Here is a 19,378-nt window from a genome sequence, read left to right on the forward strand (position 1 = left end):
GCAAATAAATAACAGGGAAGCCTAAAACAGCTGAGGCATTATCAAATAACAACAACAGCGGAATATTCAATACCAATAACATTAGCAGTGATAAAATAACTAATTTTTGTTCGTGTCTTTTTTTCATGGCATTAAATAATACAATCTCTACAAACAAATGTAGAGATTGTATTGTTTAAAAATTATTTTAATCTATTAAATAACAACTAGTGCGTAGCATCGCCAGCTCCAGATGGGATACGGATATTTTCTACAATATCTTGAACATCACTAGGAGGGTCAGGAGTGAAGCTTTTAACGATGAAAGCAGTAGCAAAGTTTACAACCATGGCGATTGTTCCAAAACCTTCAGGAGAAATCCCGAACCACCAGCTTGATTTTAAGCCAGCAACAGCATCTTTTCCGCCATCAAATAATCCGAATTTAAATTTCAACATATAGAAAAGCATTAACAATAACCCGATTACCATTCCTGAGATAGCACCTTCTTTATTCATTTTTTTATCAAAAATACCAAGTATAATCGCAGGGAAAAGTGATGCGGCAGCCAGTCCGAATGCTAATGCGACGACGGCGGCGACAAACCCGGGAGGATTGATCCCGAAATAACCAGCAATCACAACAGCAACAGCTGCGGCTCCACGAGCAGCCCAAAGTTCTCCTTTTTCAGAAATATCTGGGTTGATCATTTTCTTAATAATATCATGAGATACTGATGCAGAAATCACTAATAATAATCCAGCAGCAGTAGATAAAGCAGCAGCCAAAGCTCCAGCTGCAACTAATGCAATAACCCAATTAGGTAAGTTAGCAATTTCAGGATTTGCAAGTACCATAATGTCTTTGTCAATGGTCAATTCACTTCCTTTATTTCCTTTTGCTTCTTGAGCGGCTAAAAATGCAGTATCAGTAGATTTGTCATTATAATATTGAATTTTTCCATCTCCGTTTTTATCATCAAAAGCAAGTAATCCTGTAGTTTCCCATTTAGTAAACCAAGCAGGCATTGATGAATATTCTTTTCCGTTTACGGTTTCAATTAAATTTGTTTTTGCAAAAACAGCAATAGCAGGTGCAGTAGTGTATAAAATGGCTATTAAAACTAAAGCGTACCCAGCTGATTTTCTTGCATCTTTCACTCTTTTTACGGTAAAGAAACGAACAATTACATGTGGTAATCCAGCTGTTCCTACCATTAAGGCAAGTGTTATCGCAAAAACATCAATCATTGATTTGGTTCCATCTGTGTAAACGGCAAAACCCAAATCAGTTGATAATCCATTTAATTTATCTAGTAAATACGTATCAGTTCCTGTAACGGTACTTCCCATTCCTAATTGTGGAACTGGATTTCCTGTCATTTGGATCGAAATAAAAATTGCAGGAACCATAAAAGCAAAAATCAACACACAATATTGTGCTACTTGCGTATAGGTGATACCTTTCATTCCTCCTAAGGTTGCGTAAAAAAGTACGATAATCATCCCTATAATTACTCCGGTATTAATATCAACCTCTAGAAATTTAGAGAATACTAGTCCTACGCCACGCATTTGCCCAGCAACATAAGTAAAAGAGACTACAAGTGCGCAAATTACAGCCACCGTACGGGCACTGTTAGAGTAATAACGTTCTCCAATAAAATCAGGAACAGTAAATTTACCGAATTTTCTAAGATAGGGTGCGAGTAAAAGCGCTAGTAAAACGTATCCGCCCGTCCATCCCATTAAGTAAACAGCTCCATCGTAGCCATCAAAGGAAATAATTCCAGCCATCGATATAAATGATGCGGCACTCATCCAGTCAGCGGCAGTAGCCATCCCGTTTGCGAGTGGTGAAATTTCTCCTCCAGCAACATAAAATTCTTTAGTAGTTCCTGCACGCGACCAGATTGCAATTCCGATATAAAGTGCAAATGTTATTCCAACAATTATGTAGGTCCAAGTTTGTAAATCCATGATGTTTTATTTTTATAGTTTAAAAATTATTCGTCGTATCCGTATTTTTTATCTAGTTTGTTCATTAACCGAACGTAGACAAATATCAATATGACAAATATGTAAATTGAACCTTGTTGAGCAAACCAAAACCCCAGTGGGAAGCCACCTAATTTTATGGAGTCGAGTGCTTGTTTAAAAATGATTCCTGCTCCATAGGAAACAGCAAACCAAATGCTTAATAAAATAAGAAGGTATCTTAGGTTTTCCTTCCAATAAGCTGACGCTTTATCTTGTTTAGTGCTCATAATACTTTAGATTAAAAATGAATAGATTATAGGTAAATCATTGCTTGAAGCGTAATAGTGTTTACGGCTTTGTTTGTAGCGTATTTTAAAGTTTGGTATTCTAGTGTAAGTTTAGAATTATGTCCGCTAAAGAAGGCATTTGCTCCAATACCTATTTGAGAAGCATTGTCATTTATGGCGTCTATTTTTCGGTTATCATAGGAAAGATAAGGTTGGAAACGGGTTTTTGATTTTCCAGGAATAACGTAGCCTACGTGTCCGTGAAGCATAGATCCAGTTTCGTAAGTAGTCCCTAAGGTGTAGTTTTTTCCGTAATCAGAGTTTTGGTATAAAGCATAAGCAGTAAGCGCAGCGCCTTGTATACCTATAGGTGCGTCATAAAAAGCATCAAGTCCAAAAATAGTGACGTTTTCTCCGCTTAAATTTCCTGCGAGATCTGCAATTACAGCACCGTTAGGATGTGCAAAAAATCCAGCTCCTATGGTGAATACTTTTTTAGTTCCTAAATAGGTTCCTACTTTATAAGGGAGGAAGTTACTTTCGGCATCTAAAAAGCCATATTCAAAATAACCAGCATATGTTCTTCCAGCTTCTTTAGAGCCTAAAAGTCTTGTTCCGGTATAGGTTGCAGCACCACCATTTGTAGGTACGGTTGTTGCTTGTAAGTTGTTTGTAGCGGCGCCGTTTATGGCAACTCGGTATTGAAATTTACCAAATGCTCCTTTTGCGTAAGCGCCTATATGTCTCGCAAACTGATCAGATAACCCTAGCGTTGCCCAGGCTTGCCTTTGATTGTCGAGTGTCATTAAATTTAAAGTACTTTGATTGTTTAAACGAGAAATTCCGTTCCAGTAATGTAGACCACCACCAACAGCGTTGTTTTTGCCAAGGCTATATTGCACGTAGGCGTCATGCATAAATAATTGGGAGCCATCACCTTTTCCAGTTGGGCTAAGTGTCGTAGCGTTGAGGCTGTTTAATCCAAAGTGAGTTACAATTAAAAAGTCTTTGTTTATTTGAGCGTATAGTAAAACACGTGCTCTTCTAACGCTGAAGTCAAGATCAGCTTGTTCATTTCCGTTTCCATCAAGAGGACGGTCAGAGTTATACTGGCCCCATACTTGTGCCCAAGATAATACTCTAAGATATTTAGACCCGTCATCATTTAAGTTGAATTTCATTCCGGCACCATAATCAGGAGAGCCTTGAGAAAAACCTTTAAGTGATAGCAACATAATTACCGCAATCGAATAAATTTTTTTCATGATAAATTATAAGTTTGGTTAATAAAATGGTTAGTTTTAATAGTACCAAATTCTAATTTTTTGTTAAGAAAAAAAAATAAGATATATATAATTGTAAAGTAGTATAGTTAATCTTTGAAACGCTCCCATTTTATAAGCATAAACTTGTCACCAAGTTCGGTTATAATCATTCCTGCACCGGATAATAAATCTTTGTTTTTAATGTATTCTACTAATTCTAAGTGGTTAAATATCTTGTAAGTAGGATGGTAGTTGCCGTGTGATGGTTTTTTTATATTGAATGACTTTACCCAGTTGCTTATGGTAACGTGTGAAACCCCTATAATACGCTCAATTTCTCGATAACTTAATCCTTCAAGGTAGAGTTGTAAAGCTTTAGTAACATAGTAATCGTCTATTTTTTTTCCCATTTTATTAACAGTAAAAAAGTAGTTGCATTTTTTACATAGATACCTTTGTTTATTGTTGACAACGCCACTTTTAATGATGTGATTGTCTTGGCATTTTGGGCACGATAATATCTCCATGTATATTTAATTTGCATAAATATACTAAATTAGTAATAATGTGAAAGAGAATAATGTAAAAATATATTGTTTAATTTACGAAAATACTATCTAATACTTGATTTTGTTGGGGTTTTGATATTTTTTTTGTAAAACTAATATCCAAAGTGATTTCTGATAAAATAATAATGCAACCAAGTAAGTTGGTTTTGATTATCGATTTAAGGCTGAGTTAGAAAAGGGGTAATTGCGACTGAAGGGATAATTATTTCAGATTAAAGATGGTCAATGTAAAATTAATCTTGATGACTCACAGAACAAATTTTCTTTTTAAAGAAATCTTATTCCGCAAGTTTGGTTCTTGATTTAAAGATTTTTGTAATTCCAAAATTAAAGCCATTAGATAAATTAGGAGTTTTTCGGGTAAAAAGTTATCAGTTGATTTGCTGTAAAAGGTATAAAGCAATGCATAGGTTCGTATTAAAAATAAGTACAATATTGTCAAACTTAATTTTTTTACATCTAGTACTGTCGAGATGCAATTGAAGTTCTCGATACAGCTCAAACTATTTTGAAAATAGTACTGATATTACTTGAAACAAAAAACCCACTAATTGCTTAGTGGGTTTTGTGGTACCTCCAGGGATCGAACCAGGGACACATGGATTTTCAGTCCATTGCTCTACCATCTGAGCTAAGGTACCTTGCGTATTGCGGTTGCAAATATAGAATGTTTTTTTGTTTGTGCAATATAATTTTAAAAAAAAATCTATTCGTACCTTTGCGGGATCAAAAAGGAGTTTATGGTTTTAACAATTGACATAGGAAATACAAGAATTAAAGGTGCTGTTTTTGAGCAGGATACCATGTTGGAGTTTTTTGTATTTGATAAAAATGATCTTGAAAAAAAAATTAAAGAAATTCTGTTTAATTTTCAAGGAATCAAGAATTTGGTAGTGGCTTCGGTGGGTGATGTTGCTAAAACACTTTTTTTAAGTTTTGATAAAGACGTTATTGTGCACTTTGTTTCACATGATGACTTGTTTCCTTTTGTAAATAAATATGCTACGCCTAAAACATTAGGTATTGATAGAATGGTATTGGCAACAGGAGCCACATTGCAATTCCCTAATCAAAACAGGTTAGTAATTGATGCAGGTACATGTGTTACTTATGATTTTATTGATGCAAATGATAATTATTTGGGGGGTGCCATTTCGCCAGGGTTGCGATTGCGTTATGAAGCATTGCATAATTTTACTTCAAAGTTGCCGTTGTTGCAATTAGAAAGTCCTGTGGGATTTATTGGCGACAGTACTTCAGAGTCAATTCATTCAGGTGTTGTAAATGGATTGGTCTATGAAATGGATGGTTTTATAGATGAATATAAAGCACTGAGCATAAATTTTATAATAATTTTAACGGGCGGCGATACAGTTTTTTTGGCTAAACGATTAAAAAATACCATATTTGCCAATTCAAATTTTCTTTTAGAGAGTTTAAACCAAACATTTCAATATAAAATCAAAAATGATTAAAAAAATTATTATAAGCGCTTGTTTGCTTTTGTCATTAGTTTCCTTTGCTCAAGAGGGTTCTTCATCACCATATTCTTTTTACGGTATTGGTGAAGTTAGGTTTAAAGGAACTGCAGAAAACCGTGCTATGGGTGGTGTTTCAGTAGAACAAGATAGTATTCATATTAATTTAGAAAACCCAGCAAGTTTTGCTCACCTAAAACTAACTACTTTTACTGTTGGAGGTACTTATAATACAACAAGATTAAAATCTGATACTAATGAAGAAAAAGCAAGAAGAACAACTTTAGATTATCTCGCTGTAGGATTACCTATGGGTAAATTAGGGGTTGGTTTTGGTTTGATTCCTTATTCTTCAGTAGGATATAAAATACAATCTTTGTCAACTGTTACTGATGCAATTAGCAGCAGGTATAACGGATCAGGTGGTTTGAATAAAGCTTTTTTAGGTGTAGGGTATAAAATTAATCCTAATTTTAGTGTTGGTGTTGATGTTAATTATAATTTTGGAAGAATAGAAACGACTAGTTTTGAGTATATAACTGGAGTTACTATTGGGACAAGTGAAATGAATACAGCTAATTTATCTGGGGTTAATTTTAATCTTGGCGCTATGTATCAAAGAAAATTTACAGATAAATTGAATCTTTACGGAGCGATTAATTATACATTAGAAAATACTTTGAATTCTAGAAATACTAGAAATATTTCTACAGCATTCTATAATTCTAATTTCGATATTTCAACTGTTGATGTTTTAGGCGAAGAAACAACAAAGAATAAATTAACTTTCCCAAGTAAACTGTCAGTAAGTGCTGGTATTGGAGAAGCAAGAAGATGGCTTATAGGAGGTAAGGTTTCGTATCAAAAATCACCAGGCGAGGCAAACAGTTATAATATGGCTTCAAATGTGGAATACGGTCGTTACGGAAGTGTGAGTTTAGGAGGTTATTTTATTCCAAATTACAACTCGTTTAATAATTACCTTAAACGCATTGTTTATAGAGGAGGATTACGCTACGAAAAAACTGGATTGGTAATTAACTCGGAGTCAGTTAATGATATGGCGTTGACTTTAGGTATAGGGATGCCGGTTTCTGGAACTTTTTCTAATATCAATATTGGTTTAGAATTAGGGAAAAGAGGAACGACTAATGCAGGTTTAGTACAGGAAAATTATGCTAATATTAGTGTTGGATTTTCATTTAGCGATAAGTGGTTTAATAAAAGAAAGTTTGATTAATAAAAATGATTATGTATGTGTTTCTTAGTCAGTATTTATAAATGATTATATTAAAAAAATATAGAATATTACTCTTAGTCACGGCTCTTGCTGTGACTCTGTGTTTAGGGTGCGAAAGTAACTTTAAGGAGGTGCAAAAGATTAATTTTACTGAATTCACACCTAGTGGTGATGCTGATAATGTGGATTTAAAATACACTGATTCAGGCTTGATAAAAGTGATCTTAATTAGTCCTAAAATGCTTGATTTTTCAAGTGTTAGTTTTCCTTTTACTGAATTCCCAAAAGGGATTGATGTGACTTTTTATGATAATAAAGCACAAAAAACTAGAGTAACGTCTAATTATGCTATTTCGTATAAAGAGACTGGTATCATTGATTTACAAGGAAAAGTGAAAATTGCTACCGAAAAAGGGCAGTTGCTTGAAACAGAGCAATTGTATTACGATCAGAAAAATGAATGGTTTTTTACTGAAAAAAGGTTTAAATTTACCGATATTAAAGGATCTTCTAACGGTCAAGGTATTGACTTTAGTAGGGATTTTAAAATAGTAAATTCACAGAAAATAACAGGTGAATTTGATTCAGCTGAATAAAATTTAAAAATTACCCTATGACTTACATGAAATACACGCCTTACATTTATCTTATTTTTGCAGGCTATTTTATCTATGATGGCATTGCTAAATGGAGCGATCCTCAGGCGACACCGGTTTTAAGTCTGCTAATTGCAGGACTTGCTGTTTTTATGTTTTTCTTCAGAAGGAAATTTGCTAAAAAAATGGCAGACCGTAATAATAAATCATAATTTATGGAAATTGGCATTATTATATTATGCTTAATACTGAGTGCTTTTTTCTCTGGAATGGAGATTGCTTTTATTTCTTCAAATAAAATTTATCTTGAAATCGAAAAGAAACAAGATAATTTCCTTTCAAAAATACTTACTAAACTTACTGAAAAGCCGTCTAAGTTTATTGCAGCAATGCTTATTGGAAACAATATTGCTTTAGTTGTATATGGTTTTTTCATGGGTGAGTTGTTAATGCGCTGGATTAATTCATTAGTTTATCATTTTTCAGATCTTTCTAATTTGTTGATTCAAACTGTTTTATCAACTTTATTAGTGTTGCTTACTGCAGAATTTTTACCTAAAGTATTTTTTCAGATATATGCAAATACCTTAATTAAAGTTTTTGCTATTCCCGCATACTTTTTCTATCAGCTTTTTTATTTTATTTCTACTTTTTTCATTTGGGTTTCAGATTTTGTATTGAAAAAATTCTTTAGAACTGATGGTGATCAAGTGCAGTTGTTTTTTACAAAAATTGAATTGGGGGATTACATTAATGAGCAAATGAGTACGGTTGAAGATGATGACGAAGTAGATTCGGAGATTCAAATGTTTCAAAATGCGTTAGACTTTTCAAGTGTAAAAGCGAGAGATGTAATGAGTCCGCGAACAGAAATTGTTGCCATTGAAATGACTGATTCTATTGAGAGTTTAAAGGATTTGTTTATAGAAACAGGGTATTCTAAGGTTTTGATTTATCAAAATTCACTCGATGATATTTTAGGGTATGTACATTCATTTGACTTGTTTAAAAAACCTGAAACGATTAGCTCTATAATTATTCCGGTTGAATTTGTTCCTGAAACTATATTTATAAAAGACGTCATGAGTTTGTTGACAAAGAAGCGCAAGAGTGTTGCAGTTGTCTTGGATGAATACGGAGGTACATCTGGAATTGTTACTATCGAAGATATTGTAGAAGAGCTTTTTGGGGAGATTGAAGATGAGCATGATTCAGATGAGGAACTGATAGAAAAAGAGCTTGGAGAAAATCAATTTGTATTTTCTGCACGTTTTGATGTTGAATATTTAAATCAAACCTATAAATTAGCCATTCCTGAAAGTGATTCCTACGGAACATTAGGAGGTTTTATCGTAGATTTTGCTAATGATATTCCGCTAGTAGGTGAGGAGATTACGATAGGGAACTATCATTTTGAAATACAAGAGGCAACAAACAAGAAAATTGAATTGGTTAAATTAACCATAAAAGAGTAATTTATTTTATAAAAATATTTTTTTTGTAAAATAAAACGCTACTAGTATAATTATTAATTAGATAATTGTATTTTCGCAAACTGAATATAAAATTAACAACAATAAAAATGGCAGTTTTATCAAAAATTAGACAACGTTCCGCTTTAATGATTGCAGTTATTGCATTAGGTTTATTTGCATTTATCATCGGTGATTTATTCAAAAGTGGTAGTTTCAACAGTACATCAAAAGACGTAGGAAGTATTAATGGAAATGGTATTTCATTTGAAGACTTCAGACTCAAAGTTAGTAATGTTGAAAAAAGTGGTGAAGGAATCTCTTCTACTGCTGCAGCAAATAAAGTATGGGATCAAGAAGTTTCGGTTGCTTTATTAACATCTGAGTTTGATAAATTAGGATTGAGAGTAGGTGAAAAACATATCTTAGAAGTTTTACAAGCAGATCAAAGTATTGGTAAAAACCCAATGTTTATGAATGCTGCTGGAATGTTTGATTTAAACAAATTTAAAGAATACTTTAAAGCGAACCCTGCACAAGCTCAGTTTTTAAAAGACAGAGAAAAAGATGCAGAGTTAAATGCAAAGTTTCAAATTTACAATACTTTGATCAAATCAGCTGTATATACAACTGCTAGTGAAGGGAAATTGAAATATGAAATGGAAGCTAACAAAGTGAACTTTGCTTATGTTGCTGGTTTATATTCGACAGTAAAAGACAGTGATGTAAAAATTACTGATGCTGAAATTACTGACTACATGAAGAAAAACGAGAAAAAATTCAAAGCTGATGAATCTCGTGAAGTAGAATATGTGTTAATCGAAGACAAACCTTCTAAAGAAGATGTTGCTGAGGTTAAAGCTAAAATAACAGGATTGTTGTCAGGAAGTGTTGTTTATAACCAAGCAACAAATAAAAACGATACTTTATCAGGATTTAAAGCAGCTAAAAACACAATTGAATTTGTAAATTCAAATTCTGATGTTGCTTATGACTCTACTTATATTGCGAAGAAAGATTTGCCAGCTGTTGATGCTGATCAATTATTTAATCTTGCTCCTGGAGAAGTTTATGGACCTTATATGTTTGGAAAATACTATTGTATTTCTAAATCAATGGGTAAAAAATTAGGGGTAAATGCTAAAGCAAGTCATATCCTAATTAGTTATGAAGGAACTCAGGTTCCAAACCAAAAAGAAAAAAGAACAAAAGAAGAAGCTAAAGCTAAAGCAGAAGAAATTTTGGCACAAGTAAATGCTAATCCGGATAGTTTCTTAATGTTGGCTTTTAGTAGTTCTGATGATTCATCAGCACAACAAGGTGGAGATTTAGGATATTTTGGACCAAACCAAATGGTTAAACCATTTAATGATTTTGTGTTCAATAACGGAATTGGAAAAGTAGGTTTAGTAGAAACTCCTTTTGGATTTCATATTATAAAAATTACAGACAAGCAAGACGGAATACGTTTAGCTACAATTGCACAAAAAGTTGAAGCTTCTGAAGCTACTTCTGATAGAGTTTTTACACAAGCAACTAAGTTTGAAATGGATGCTACAGATAAAGACTTTACTAAAGTTGCTAAAGATATGGGTCTAACTATTGCTGCTCCTGCAACGATTACTGCAATGCAAGAGAACTTTGGACCATTAGGAAATCAAAGAACTATTGTAAGATGGGCTTTTGAAGATGATTCTAAAGTAGGAACTGTTAAACGTTTTGAAGTTGCTAATGTTGGTCACGTTATTGCTCGTGTTAAGAGTATCGACGATTCAGGTTTAGCATCTGTGACACAAGCAAGACCTTATGTGGAGTCAATTCTTAAAAACAAGAAAAAAGCGGCTATCATCAAAGGAAAAATGACGGGAAGCTCTCTTGAAGCAATTGCTAAAACAGCTGGTTCAACAATACAACAAGCTACTGACGTAACTCTTGATAACCCAACATTAGTGGGTGCTGGTCAAGAACCACAAGTAGTAGGTAGTGCATTTGCATTAGCTGCTAATAAAATATCTGGTCCTATTGAAGGAATTACAGGAGTTTATGTTGTAAAAAACATGAGTACTGTAAAAGCACCATCTATTAAAGATTTTGCACCTTATATTGCTAAATTAAAAGCACAATCTGCAGGAGATGTAAACAGAGTTTTACCTGCTCTTAAAGATAACGCTGAGATTAAAGACAATAGAAAACAATTTAATTACTAATATTAAGTAGTTATTATTAATTCCATAAAAAAACTCGATACTTAGTATCGGGTTTTTTTATGCCTTAAATGGAGTTGAAGACTATGTGCTTTAAGTACATTATATTGCTTTAGCTTATAAAATTTTGACCTCAAAATAATGTAATCAAAAGGTTTTATTCTGTGGGAATCAATTTAGTCTGCGCTGATTTTTACTATTTTTTGCAAACGACCATTGTAGACTTTAAGTCTGCCAAATCAAATGCGTGAAATTACAGTTTGTGTTGTTTTAGTTAAGTTTGTGGGTAATTTTAATGCTGTTAAAAATCCCTATAAATGCGCTGTGACTGATTAAAAAAGGCAAATTAGTAATAATAACTCTTCAAACTTTTTAAGATACTTCCAAGGGTAAATAAATAATAATGGCGCAAAGCAGTCTTAAATTTTCAAATTGGCTTGCAATATTAAATAATAAAACCTGATACTCTAATTTTATAATGAGAGTATCAGGTTTTTTTAAGAGTCTAATTCATTAGGAGATGACGTTATAATATCATTTCAGCATAGGTAAGTAGAGTCTCATAACCTTTTTCTTTAAAATAATCTATTGGATCTAATTGGGAAATGACCATTACAAAATCTCCTCCCCATGCGCCTAGACTTTTTATTTCTCCATGAAAATCTGGGAATATAGATTCTTTAATAGTGGTAGTTTCTAATATATGACTCATTTTAGCTTCATGCTTTACAATACCTTGGTTAAGTTGCTCAATGTTAGTTGCGTTTAGTAAATCAATGGTTATCGCGTTGATTGTAGCAATATCTTTATCTAAATGGTGACTCTTGTTTTTTTGATAATTAGCAATGGCATTTTTACTACTTTGTTTTTTATTAAGGTATACAAAATAAATGTTTTTTGTAAATTCAGGATCAAAATTTACTTTTTTAACTACAGGTTTACCTTTGTCTAATTGATAGATAATAGGGTTGTTGTTTTGAGCGCAAGCAATATCATAACCGCTCCCCCCAAAACTTGTATTAAGCAGTTCAAATGCATCAATTTCTAGCCACTGTGCAATATTGTTAATTAATGTAGATGATGTTCCTAGTCCCCATTTTCTAGGGAAAGTAAGTTCAGTAGTTATACGATACCCTTTTTTATTGTTTATAAAATTAGGGTTTACTAGGTAGGCTTGATGTAAAATAGTAATTAAGGTATCTTTTACAGATGAGTAGCTGTTTTTTGGCGCTATGATTTCGTTGAATAAAATACAGTCTTCAAACCAAACACTTTTGTCATTGTCGTAACTTTTCCAGTGGATGACTTGGTTGTCTCCTTGTTCAATTGTTAGGCTTTGGCCAAATTTTGTAGGTAATGCAAATGCTTTTGCGCCGTCTAGAACCAGGTATTCTCCGGTGATTAGTAGTTTTCCGTTGCTGTAATAAGTGTTCTTCATTGTACTAAATTTGTTCCTATTTTTGTCTTTTTTTCAGCCGCGATAGTAGCGGCATCCCAGCCTTTAGAGAGGGACGAAAAAAAGGCTGGATATAGCGGATAGCGTGATTAGCTCCTAAAAATTATTTTCGTAATTCGGCGATGAAAGCTACCACAGCGCTATGTGTAACGGTATTGTGTTTAAAATGTTTGTTGATCGCATGGCGTTCTTTGTCGTTAGTGTCAAACTGATTCAAGATGTTATTGAGGTGCATTTTCATGTGGCCTTCTTGAATTCCGGTTGTTGTAAGAGAGCGCAAAGCAGCAAAATTTTGTGCTAAACCCGCAACGGCAACTACTTGCATTAACTCTTTAGCCGATGGATTCTCTAACATTTCAAGTGACAGTTTAACTAGAGGATGAAGCGAAGTTAGTCCGCCTACGGTTCCTAAAGCTAATGGGATTTCGAGCCAAAAAGTAAATATTCCGTTTTCAATTTTAGCGTGTGACAAACTAGTGTACTGACCAGACTTAGAGGCGTAAGCATGAATTCCAGCTTCTACGGCTCTAAAATCATTTCCTGTAGCCAGGACAACTGCATCAACACCATTCATGATTCCTTTGTTGTGTGTTACTGCTCTAAATGGTTCTACTTCGGCAATTTGTACTGCTTGCACAAAGCGTTGTGCAAAATCTAAGGGATTATTTATTTGTTTTTCCTTTAAATCATCTACTGGGCAAGAAACCTCTGCGCGAACAATACAGTTGGGAACATAGTTTGAAAGGATGCTCATGACTACCTGAATGTCTTTTTCTTCGGGATTAAAAAGGGCGTAACCTTGTGCTTCGTCTTTTAAAGTTTTGGCAAATTGTTCTAAACATGAATTGATAAAATTAGCACCCATACTGTCTTTAGTTTCAAAAGTGGCATGAAGCTGAAAGTAGTTTGGTAGTAAATTTGTTTTATCGTTTAGTTTAATATCTAAAATTCCGCCACCGCGTTTTTGCATGTTTCTAGTTATGCTTTCGGTATTAGAGAAAAATTTATTTTTTATTTGAGCGAAAAATAAGGCTAGTTTAGATTCGTCTCCCTTATAGATAAAATGCACTTGGCCTATTTTTTCAGTATCGATCACGGTAGCTTTAAATCCGCCACGAGTGGACCAAAATTTAGCCGATTTTGAAGCCGCAGCCACAACAGAGCTTTCTTCTATAGCCATAGGAACAGTGCTAAATTTACCGTTTATCAAGAAATTTGGAGCAACGCCTAATGGTATATAGAAATTTGTGATGGTGTTTTCAATAAATTCATCATGTAATTTCTGTAGTTTTTCGTCTGTATTCCAGTAGTTTTTAATTAATGCAATAGCATCAGTAGGAGACGAAAAGTATTCTTTTGCAATCCAGTTTATTTTTTCTTCTTTGGATAATTTTGAAAATCCAGCGATAGGGTTATTCATTTTCAATTGATTATAATGTAATTTACCGCAAATATACTGATTTAGTGCTTTTGAAAGCGATTAAATTAGTAGGTTTACAACTGCCTATGAAATATTGTTTTGAATATTTAACACCCAAAATGTAAATTAATTGTAAAATTTTCACTAAAATTGAACTCTTTTTTACATATAAATCAATAGTATGAAATCTAAACAATTCTCGGTCTTATTTTTATTTTTGTGTTTTACTGTTTTCGGACAGCAAAAAATTTCGGTTGAAGAAATTTACACAGGTGCATTTCGCACGCAAGGAATGGATGAATTACAATCTTTGAAAAATTCAAATCAATACACGGTCTTAAATTATGATCGATCAACGAGAACAATGCAAATCGATTTATACGATTTTGCTACTCTAAAAAAGACCGCTACTTTAATTAATACTAAAGATTACGCTACTTTACCAGCGATTGATAGTTACACATTTGACGCTACCGAAAAAATGATTTTGTTAGCTTGTAACTCAAATCAAATCTTTCGCCACTCTTTTACAGCAGATTATTATTTATTTAATACTACAAATAAAGAATTAACAAAGTTGTTTGACTTTCAAATTCAAGAGCCTACGTTTTCTCCAGATGGTAAGATGATCGCTTACGCAAAAGACAATAATCTTTTTGTGTATGAATTGGCAACTAAAAAAACAACGCAAATCACTACTGACGGAAAGAAAAACGCTGTCATAAACGGAATTACGGACTGGGTTTACGAAGAAGAATTTGCATTTGTAAAAGCATTTGACTGGAGTAAAGACAGTAAGAAATTAGCTTATATTCGTTTTGACGAAAGTGAAGTTCCTGAATTTTCTATGTCAATGTTTGGTACTGCTTTGTATCCTACAGTTGAAACTTTTAAATACCCAAAAGCAGGTGAGAAGAACTCGCTAGTGTCGTTACATATTTATGACGCTTCCGCAAATACTACTAAGGCAGTCAACTTAGGGAATTACGAAGATTTCTATATCGCACGCATGCAATGGACAAATGATGCCAATGTATTATCAGCTCAGGTTTTAAATCGTCACCAAGATAATTTGGACTTGCTTTTTATTGACGGAACTACAGCGGCTGTAAAAGTTGCTTTGAACGAAAAAGACAAAGCCTATGTTGATATTACTGATAATTTGACCTTCTTGAAAGACAATAGTTTTATATGGACTAGTGAAAAAGACGGTTTCAACCATATTTATGTCTATGATAAAAACGGGAAATTAAAAAATCAAGTTACTAAAGGAAACTGGGAAGTGACTTCGTATTATGGTTTTGACGAAAAATCAAGTACTATTTTCTACCAATCTACAGAGAATGGTTCTATTAATAGAGCTGTTTATAGTATTGGTTTAAACGGAAAGAGCAAACAAGTTTTAGCTAATAAAGTTGGAACAAATGATGCAACCTTCAGTCCAAATTTTAAATACTTTATAAACACTTTTTCAAGTGCTGCTCAACCTACCGTGTTTACTTTAAACGAAGCTAAAGCTGGAAAAGAATTACAAGTTATTGAAGATAATGCGGCTTTATCCAATGGTTTAAAAGCATATGATTTACCTGAAAAAGAGTTTTTTGTTTTAAAAACGGCTAAAGGAAATGAGTTAAACGCTTGGATGATCAAGCCAAAAGATTTTGATGCTGCAAAGAAATATCCAGTATTCATGTATCAATATTCAGGGCCAGGATCGCAACAAGTAGTTAATGCTTGGGGAAGTTCAAATGAGTATTGGTTCATGATGCTAGCGCAACAAGGTTATATTATTGCTTGTGTTGATGGTAGGGGAACAGGTTTCAAAGGAGCCGACTTCAAAAAAGTAACGCAATTAGAATTAGGAAAATATGAGGTAGAAGATCAAATTGATGCTGCTAAAGTAATTGGTGATTATCCTTATGTTGATAAAGCAAGAATTGGAATTTTTGGATGGTCGTTTGGTGGTTTTATGGCTTCTAATTGTCTTTTTAAAGGGAATGATACTTTTAAAATGGCTATTGCTGTTGCACCAGTAACAAACTGGAGATTTTATGATAGTGTGTACACTGAAAGATACATGCATACACCACAAGAAAATGCAAGTGGATACGATGATAATTCGCCTATAAATTATGTAGATGGCTTAAAAGGGAAGTTTTTATTGATTCACGGTAGCGGAGATGATAATGTACATGTGCAAAACTCGATGCAAATGATGGAAGCTTTAATTCAAGCTAACAAACAATTTGATTCTCAAATTTATCCAGATAAAAATCACGGAATATATGGTGGTATGACTAGAATTCAGTTATATAACAAAATGACTAATTTTATCAAAGCTAACTTGTAATCGGGTAATGAGCGCAACAAATTTATCTTTAGAAGAAATTCAAAACTTCAAAGGCAAGTATCCAAAACAATTGTGGTATTTGTTTTTTAGCGAAATGTGGGAACGTTTTTGTTTCTACGGAATGCGCGGAATGTTGGTTATATTTATGGTAAGTGAGCTTGCTATGAATGATCGGGTTGCTAATTTGCAATACGGTGCCACACAAGCTTTTGTTTATGCGTTTACCTTTATTGGAGGTTTGTTTGCCGATAAAATTTTAGGTTATCGAAAATCCCTTTTTTGGGGAGGATTGTTAATGATTGTTGGAAGTATGATTCTGGCGTATGATCCGAAGCAGTTTTTCTTTTTTGGAATAAGTTTCACCATTATTGGAACTGGTTTTTTTAAGCCAAATATCTCTACAATGGTAGGGAAATTATATAAAGATGATGATCACAGGCGTGATGCTGGTTTTTCATTGTTTTATGCAGGAGTGAATTTAGGCGCTTTAATAGGTGGATATCTATGTATCGCTGTTGCAAATGGATCAATGTTAACCTCAATAGTTCCGCCACATTTACGATGGAATGTAGCCTTTGGCTTTGCGGCTTTTGTAATGTTAATTAGTTTATTGACTTTTACACAAACCCAAAAAAATTTGGGAGATATAGGACTTTCTCCTTTAGCCGATTTAGAAAAATCGAAAAGAAAAACACTTGAAATAGTTACCTATATAGGATCATTAGTAATAATTCCTATTATTATGACCATGGTTTCTAATACAGAATATACGGATATATTCATGTTTATCATTGGACCTGCTTCCTTATTGTATTTGTTTTACGAAATGAGAAATTTATCTATTTCAGAAAATAAAAAATTATTTGCAGCTTTAGTATTTATTATTTTTTCAATATTCTTTTGGGCTTTTTTCGAACAAAGTGGTGGTTCTTTAAGTTTATTTGCAGCACATAATTTAGATAATACGGTACTTGGGATACCTTTAGACGCTAACGGAGTTAACAATTCAGCGAATTCATTTTTTGTAATTATTTTTGCTGCTTTAGTAGGTTTGGTATGGCTATGGATGCACAAAAGAAAAATTGAACCCAATACGGTGGTTAAGTTTGGATTAGGTTTCCTATTTTTGGCTGGAGGATTTTATGTTTTTTATTACACAAAATTCTTTGCTGACGCAAATGGGAAAACTTCTTTAGATTTGTTTACTTTTGGTTGGTTTATAATTACTTTTGGAGAATTATGCTTATCGCCAATAGGAATGTCAGTAATGACAAAGCTTTCTCCACATAAAACCCAAGCAGTAATGATGGGGATGTGGTTTCTAGCAAGTGCGTATGGTCAATACTTTGCAGGTTTATTAGGTGCAAATATTGCCGAAGCTTCAGAACACGCAACGAATTTAGAAAAATTATCGGTTTATGCCGATGGATATAAAGACTTAGCAATTTATGCATTAATTGCAGGTGTTATTTTAATTGCAATTTCTCCTCTGGTGAAAAAATTAATGCAAGAAGTTAAATAGAATACAAACCAAAAAACAAAATATGTCAAACACTACTGCAGATGCTCATTTAAAATCAACATTGTTCGGTCACCCGATCGGATTGTATATCTTGTTTTTTACAGAAATGTGGGAACGTTTTTCTTATTACGGAATGAGAGCTTTACTAGTGCTTTATATGACAACTGAAACAATGGGTGACGCAAGAGGACCAGGTTTGGGTTGGACTAGCCAAGAAGCACTTGCTTTATATGGTTGGTACACAATGTTAGTTTATGTTATGTCTATTCCGGGAGGAATGATAGCTGATAAGTTATTAGGGCAAAAGAAGGCTGTTCTTTTAGGAGCAGTTATACTTTGTGTTGGTCACGGTGTATTAGTTTTTACAGATACATGGGCGTTTTATACTGGTTTAGGATTAGTGATTTTAGGTGTTGGTTTATTAAAACCTAATATTTCTACCATGGTAGGAGGGTTATATGCACAAGGTGATATTCGTAGAGATAAAGGATTCAGTATTTTCTATATCGGAATTAATACAGGATCTCTTCTAGCAACTATGGTTATTGGTTTTGTTGTAGCACAATACGGATGGCATGCTGGTTTCGGTTTAGCCGGAATTGCAATGGTTTTAGGACTTGTTGTTTATGTATGGGGGCAAAAATACTTGACACATGTTGGTAATTTAGAAGTTCAAGACAAAAAAGAAGTTGACGAAAGTTCTTATGGAGTGCTTTTTCAGAATTTATTGACTTCCAAAAAACAATTAACGGTTACTATTGCTTTGGCAATTGTATCTCTTTTTGGGTGGTATAGTCTAGGATGGGGATTTGGATTATTATTTATCTTTTTGACAGTAATTGCTGCTTTAATGATGATGATTTACAAAGAATTAGATTCGCAACAAGATAAAGACCGTTTCTTAGTCTTACTATTATCGTTTATAATGGTAATTATTTTCTGGGGAGCTTATGAGCAAGCTGGAGGGTTAATGAACTTATATGCTGATTCTAAAACAGACAGAATGCTATTAGGAATGCAAGTTCCTACGGTAATGTTTCAAAGTTTGAATGCAGGTTTTATCATTATTTTTGCTGCTATTGTGGCTTCTTTTTGGGCCAAAAGAAAATTAAAAGGAAAAGAAGCTTCTTCAATTTTTAAAATGGCGATTGGTATCATTATCATGGGTTTTGGTTTTTTATTCATGGTATTTGCTACAATGGAATTCGAAAAAGTAGGTTCATCAAGTATGTTATGGTTGGTAATGGCATATTTATTCCATACTATTGGGGAGCTATGTATTTCACCAGTTGCCTTATCCTTTATTACTAAATTATCGCCAGTTAAATACGCATCGTTAATGATGGGAGTTTATTTTGCTGCAACAGGTTTAGGGAATAAAGTAGCGGGAATTATTGGAGAATCAGCGAGTGCTTTAGGTGAGTATGCTGTTTTTATGGGTATTTTAGTTTTTACTATTGTCATAGGTGCCTTGTTCTTAATGTTGCTAAAACCACTTAATCGTTTAACTCACGGTGCTGAGGATAACGAAAAATAATAATTATTAGATTACAATTAAATA

15 protein-coding genes, 1 tRNA gene and 1 pseudogene are annotated in these 19,378 nt (G+C 33.5%); 9 read left to right on the plus strand and 8 right to left on the minus strand.

From position 1 onward, the window contains the following. Positions 1–206: 206 nt before the first annotated feature. From HNP99_RS11900 to HNP99_RS11920, 6 genes and pseudogenes are all read right to left on the minus strand, one after another. Complete coding sequence (locus HNP99_RS11900; protein WP_173853610.1) at positions 207–1,958, minus strand: sodium:solute symporter family protein; 1,752 nt, start codon at positions 1,956–1,958, stop codon at positions 207–209. 26 nt (positions 1,959–1,984) lie between these two features. Next, positions 1,985–2,245, minus strand: a complete 261-nt coding sequence (locus HNP99_RS11905; RefSeq protein ID WP_173853611.1) for a DUF4212 domain-containing protein — start codon at positions 2,243–2,245, stop codon at positions 1,985–1,987. A gap of 26 nt (positions 2,246–2,271) precedes the next feature. After that, positions 2,272–3,510 (minus strand): hypothetical protein, encoded by a 1,239-nt coding sequence (locus HNP99_RS11910; RefSeq protein ID WP_173853612.1) that lies wholly within the window; start codon positions 3,508–3,510, stop codon positions 2,272–2,274. A gap of 107 nt (positions 3,511–3,617) precedes the next feature. Then, positions 3,618–3,920, minus strand: a complete 303-nt coding sequence (locus HNP99_RS11915; RefSeq protein ID WP_173853613.1) for a helix-turn-helix domain-containing protein — start codon at positions 3,918–3,920, stop codon at positions 3,618–3,620. Between the two features lie 21 nt (positions 3,921–3,941). Beyond that, positions 3,942–4,037 (minus strand): annotated as a pseudogene (locus HNP99_RS17880) (transposase-like zinc-binding domain-containing protein); the annotation flags it as partial. Between the two features lie 610 nt (positions 4,038–4,647). Continuing rightward, positions 4,648–4,720 (minus strand) — tRNA-Phe (locus tag HNP99_RS11920). Positions 4,721–4,819: 99 nt separating this feature from the next. Between HNP99_RS11920 and HNP99_RS11925 the strand changes: the two genes are divergently transcribed. The 6 genes from HNP99_RS11925 to HNP99_RS11950 all read left to right on the plus strand — a co-directional run bounded on the left by HNP99_RS11925 (position 4,820) and on the right by HNP99_RS11950 (position 11,072). Next, complete coding sequence (locus HNP99_RS11925; RefSeq protein ID WP_173853614.1) at positions 4,820–5,554, plus strand: type III pantothenate kinase; 735 nt, start codon at positions 4,820–4,822, stop codon at positions 5,552–5,554. After that, positions 5,547–6,797: a hypothetical protein gene (locus HNP99_RS11930; RefSeq protein ID WP_173853615.1), complete on the plus strand. Its 1,251-nt coding sequence runs from the start codon at positions 5,547–5,549 to the stop codon at positions 6,795–6,797. The genes HNP99_RS11925 and HNP99_RS11930 overlap by 8 nt, the downstream gene beginning before the upstream one ends. Positions 6,798–6,838: 41 nt before the next feature. Next, positions 6,839–7,393 carry an LPS export ABC transporter periplasmic protein LptC gene (gene lptC / locus HNP99_RS11935; protein ID WP_173853616.1) on the plus strand — a complete coding sequence of 185 codons (555 nt, stop codon included), beginning with the start codon at positions 6,839–6,841 and terminating at the stop codon, positions 7,391–7,393. 17 nt (positions 7,394–7,410) lie between these two features. After that, complete coding sequence (locus tag HNP99_RS11940) at positions 7,411–7,605, plus strand: hypothetical protein (protein WP_173853617.1); 195 nt, start codon at positions 7,411–7,413, stop codon at positions 7,603–7,605. A gap of 3 nt (positions 7,606–7,608) precedes the next feature. After that, complete coding sequence (locus HNP99_RS11945) at positions 7,609–8,868, plus strand: hemolysin family protein (protein WP_173853618.1); 1,260 nt, start codon at positions 7,609–7,611, stop codon at positions 8,866–8,868. Between the two features lie 107 nt (positions 8,869–8,975). Next, positions 8,976–11,072, plus strand: a complete 2,097-nt coding sequence (locus HNP99_RS11950; protein ID WP_173853619.1) for a peptidylprolyl isomerase — start codon at positions 8,976–8,978, stop codon at positions 11,070–11,072. 523 nt (positions 11,073–11,595) lie between these two features. Here the strand turns inward: HNP99_RS11950 and HNP99_RS11955 are convergent. Both HNP99_RS11955 and HNP99_RS11960 read right to left on the minus strand, forming a co-directional pair. After that, a complete protein-coding gene (locus HNP99_RS11955) occupies positions 11,596–12,507 on the minus strand; it encodes a GYDIA family GHMP kinase (protein WP_173853620.1) in 912 nt (303 codons plus the stop codon). A 121-nt stretch (positions 12,508–12,628) separates the two neighbouring features. Further along, positions 12,629–13,945, minus strand: coding sequence for a hydroxymethylglutaryl-CoA reductase, degradative (locus HNP99_RS11960; RefSeq protein ID WP_173853621.1), 1,317 nt, complete (start codon positions 13,943–13,945; stop codon positions 12,629–12,631). A gap of 181 nt (positions 13,946–14,126) precedes the next feature. Between HNP99_RS11960 and HNP99_RS11965 the strand changes: the two genes are divergently transcribed. The 3 genes from HNP99_RS11965 to HNP99_RS11975 are packed head-to-tail and all read left to right on the plus strand — an operon-like array spanning position 14,127 to position 19,354. Then, the gene (locus tag HNP99_RS11965; RefSeq protein WP_173853622.1) at positions 14,127–16,295 is read left to right on the plus strand and encodes a S9 family peptidase; all 2,169 of its coding nucleotides are present in this window, start codon (positions 14,127–14,129) and stop codon (positions 16,293–16,295) included. A gap of 7 nt (positions 16,296–16,302) precedes the next feature. Continuing rightward, on the plus strand, positions 16,303–17,817 hold the full coding sequence (locus HNP99_RS11970) for a peptide MFS transporter (RefSeq protein ID WP_173853623.1): 1,515 nt from the start codon (positions 16,303–16,305) through the stop codon (positions 17,815–17,817). Between the two features lie 22 nt (positions 17,818–17,839). Continuing rightward, positions 17,840–19,354, plus strand: a complete 1,515-nt coding sequence (locus tag HNP99_RS11975; protein ID WP_173853624.1) for a peptide MFS transporter — start codon at positions 17,840–17,842, stop codon at positions 19,352–19,354. Positions 19,355–19,378: the final 24 nt, after the last annotated feature.

This window comes from Flavobacterium gelidicaeli (assembly GCF_013294005.1).
Lineage (GTDB): Bacteria > Bacteroidota > Bacteroidia > Flavobacteriales > Flavobacteriaceae > Flavobacterium.

Bases quoted from the DNA above. Each gene is read 5' to 3' on its own strand.
- HNP99_RS11900 (WP_173853610.1), bottom strand. From the start codon at position 1,958: ATGGATTTACAAACTTGGACCTACATAATTGTTGGAATAACATTTGCA.
- HNP99_RS11905 (WP_173853611.1), bottom strand. From the start codon at position 2,245: ATGAGCACTAAACAAGATAAAGCGTCAGCTTATTGGAAGGAAAACCTA.
- HNP99_RS11910 (WP_173853612.1), bottom strand. From the start codon at position 3,510: ATGAAAAAAATTTATTCGATTGCGGTAATTATGTTGCTATCACTTAAA.
- HNP99_RS11915 (WP_173853613.1), bottom strand. From the start codon at position 3,920: ATGGGAAAAAAAATAGACGATTACTATGTTACTAAAGCTTTACAACTC.
- HNP99_RS11925 (WP_173853614.1), top strand. From the start codon at position 4,820: ATGGTTTTAACAATTGACATAGGAAATACAAGAATTAAAGGTGCTGTT.
- HNP99_RS11930 (WP_173853615.1), top strand. From the start codon at position 5,547: ATGATTAAAAAAATTATTATAAGCGCTTGTTTGCTTTTGTCATTAGTT.
- lptC (WP_173853616.1), top strand. From the start codon at position 6,839: ATGATTATATTAAAAAAATATAGAATATTACTCTTAGTCACGGCTCTT.
- HNP99_RS11940 (WP_173853617.1), top strand. From the start codon at position 7,411: ATGACTTACATGAAATACACGCCTTACATTTATCTTATTTTTGCAGGC.
- HNP99_RS11945 (WP_173853618.1), top strand. From the start codon at position 7,609: ATGGAAATTGGCATTATTATATTATGCTTAATACTGAGTGCTTTTTTC.
- HNP99_RS11950 (WP_173853619.1), top strand. From the start codon at position 8,976: ATGGCAGTTTTATCAAAAATTAGACAACGTTCCGCTTTAATGATTGCA.
- HNP99_RS11955 (WP_173853620.1), bottom strand. From the start codon at position 12,507: ATGAAGAACACTTATTACAGCAACGGAAAACTACTAATCACCGGAGAA.
- HNP99_RS11960 (WP_173853621.1), bottom strand. From the start codon at position 13,945: ATGAATAACCCTATCGCTGGATTTTCAAAATTATCCAAAGAAGAAAAA.
- HNP99_RS11965 (WP_173853622.1), top strand. From the start codon at position 14,127: ATGAAATCTAAACAATTCTCGGTCTTATTTTTATTTTTGTGTTTTACT.
- HNP99_RS11970 (WP_173853623.1), top strand. From the start codon at position 16,303: ATGAGCGCAACAAATTTATCTTTAGAAGAAATTCAAAACTTCAAAGGC.
- HNP99_RS11975 (WP_173853624.1), top strand. From the start codon at position 17,840: ATGTCAAACACTACTGCAGATGCTCATTTAAAATCAACATTGTTCGGT.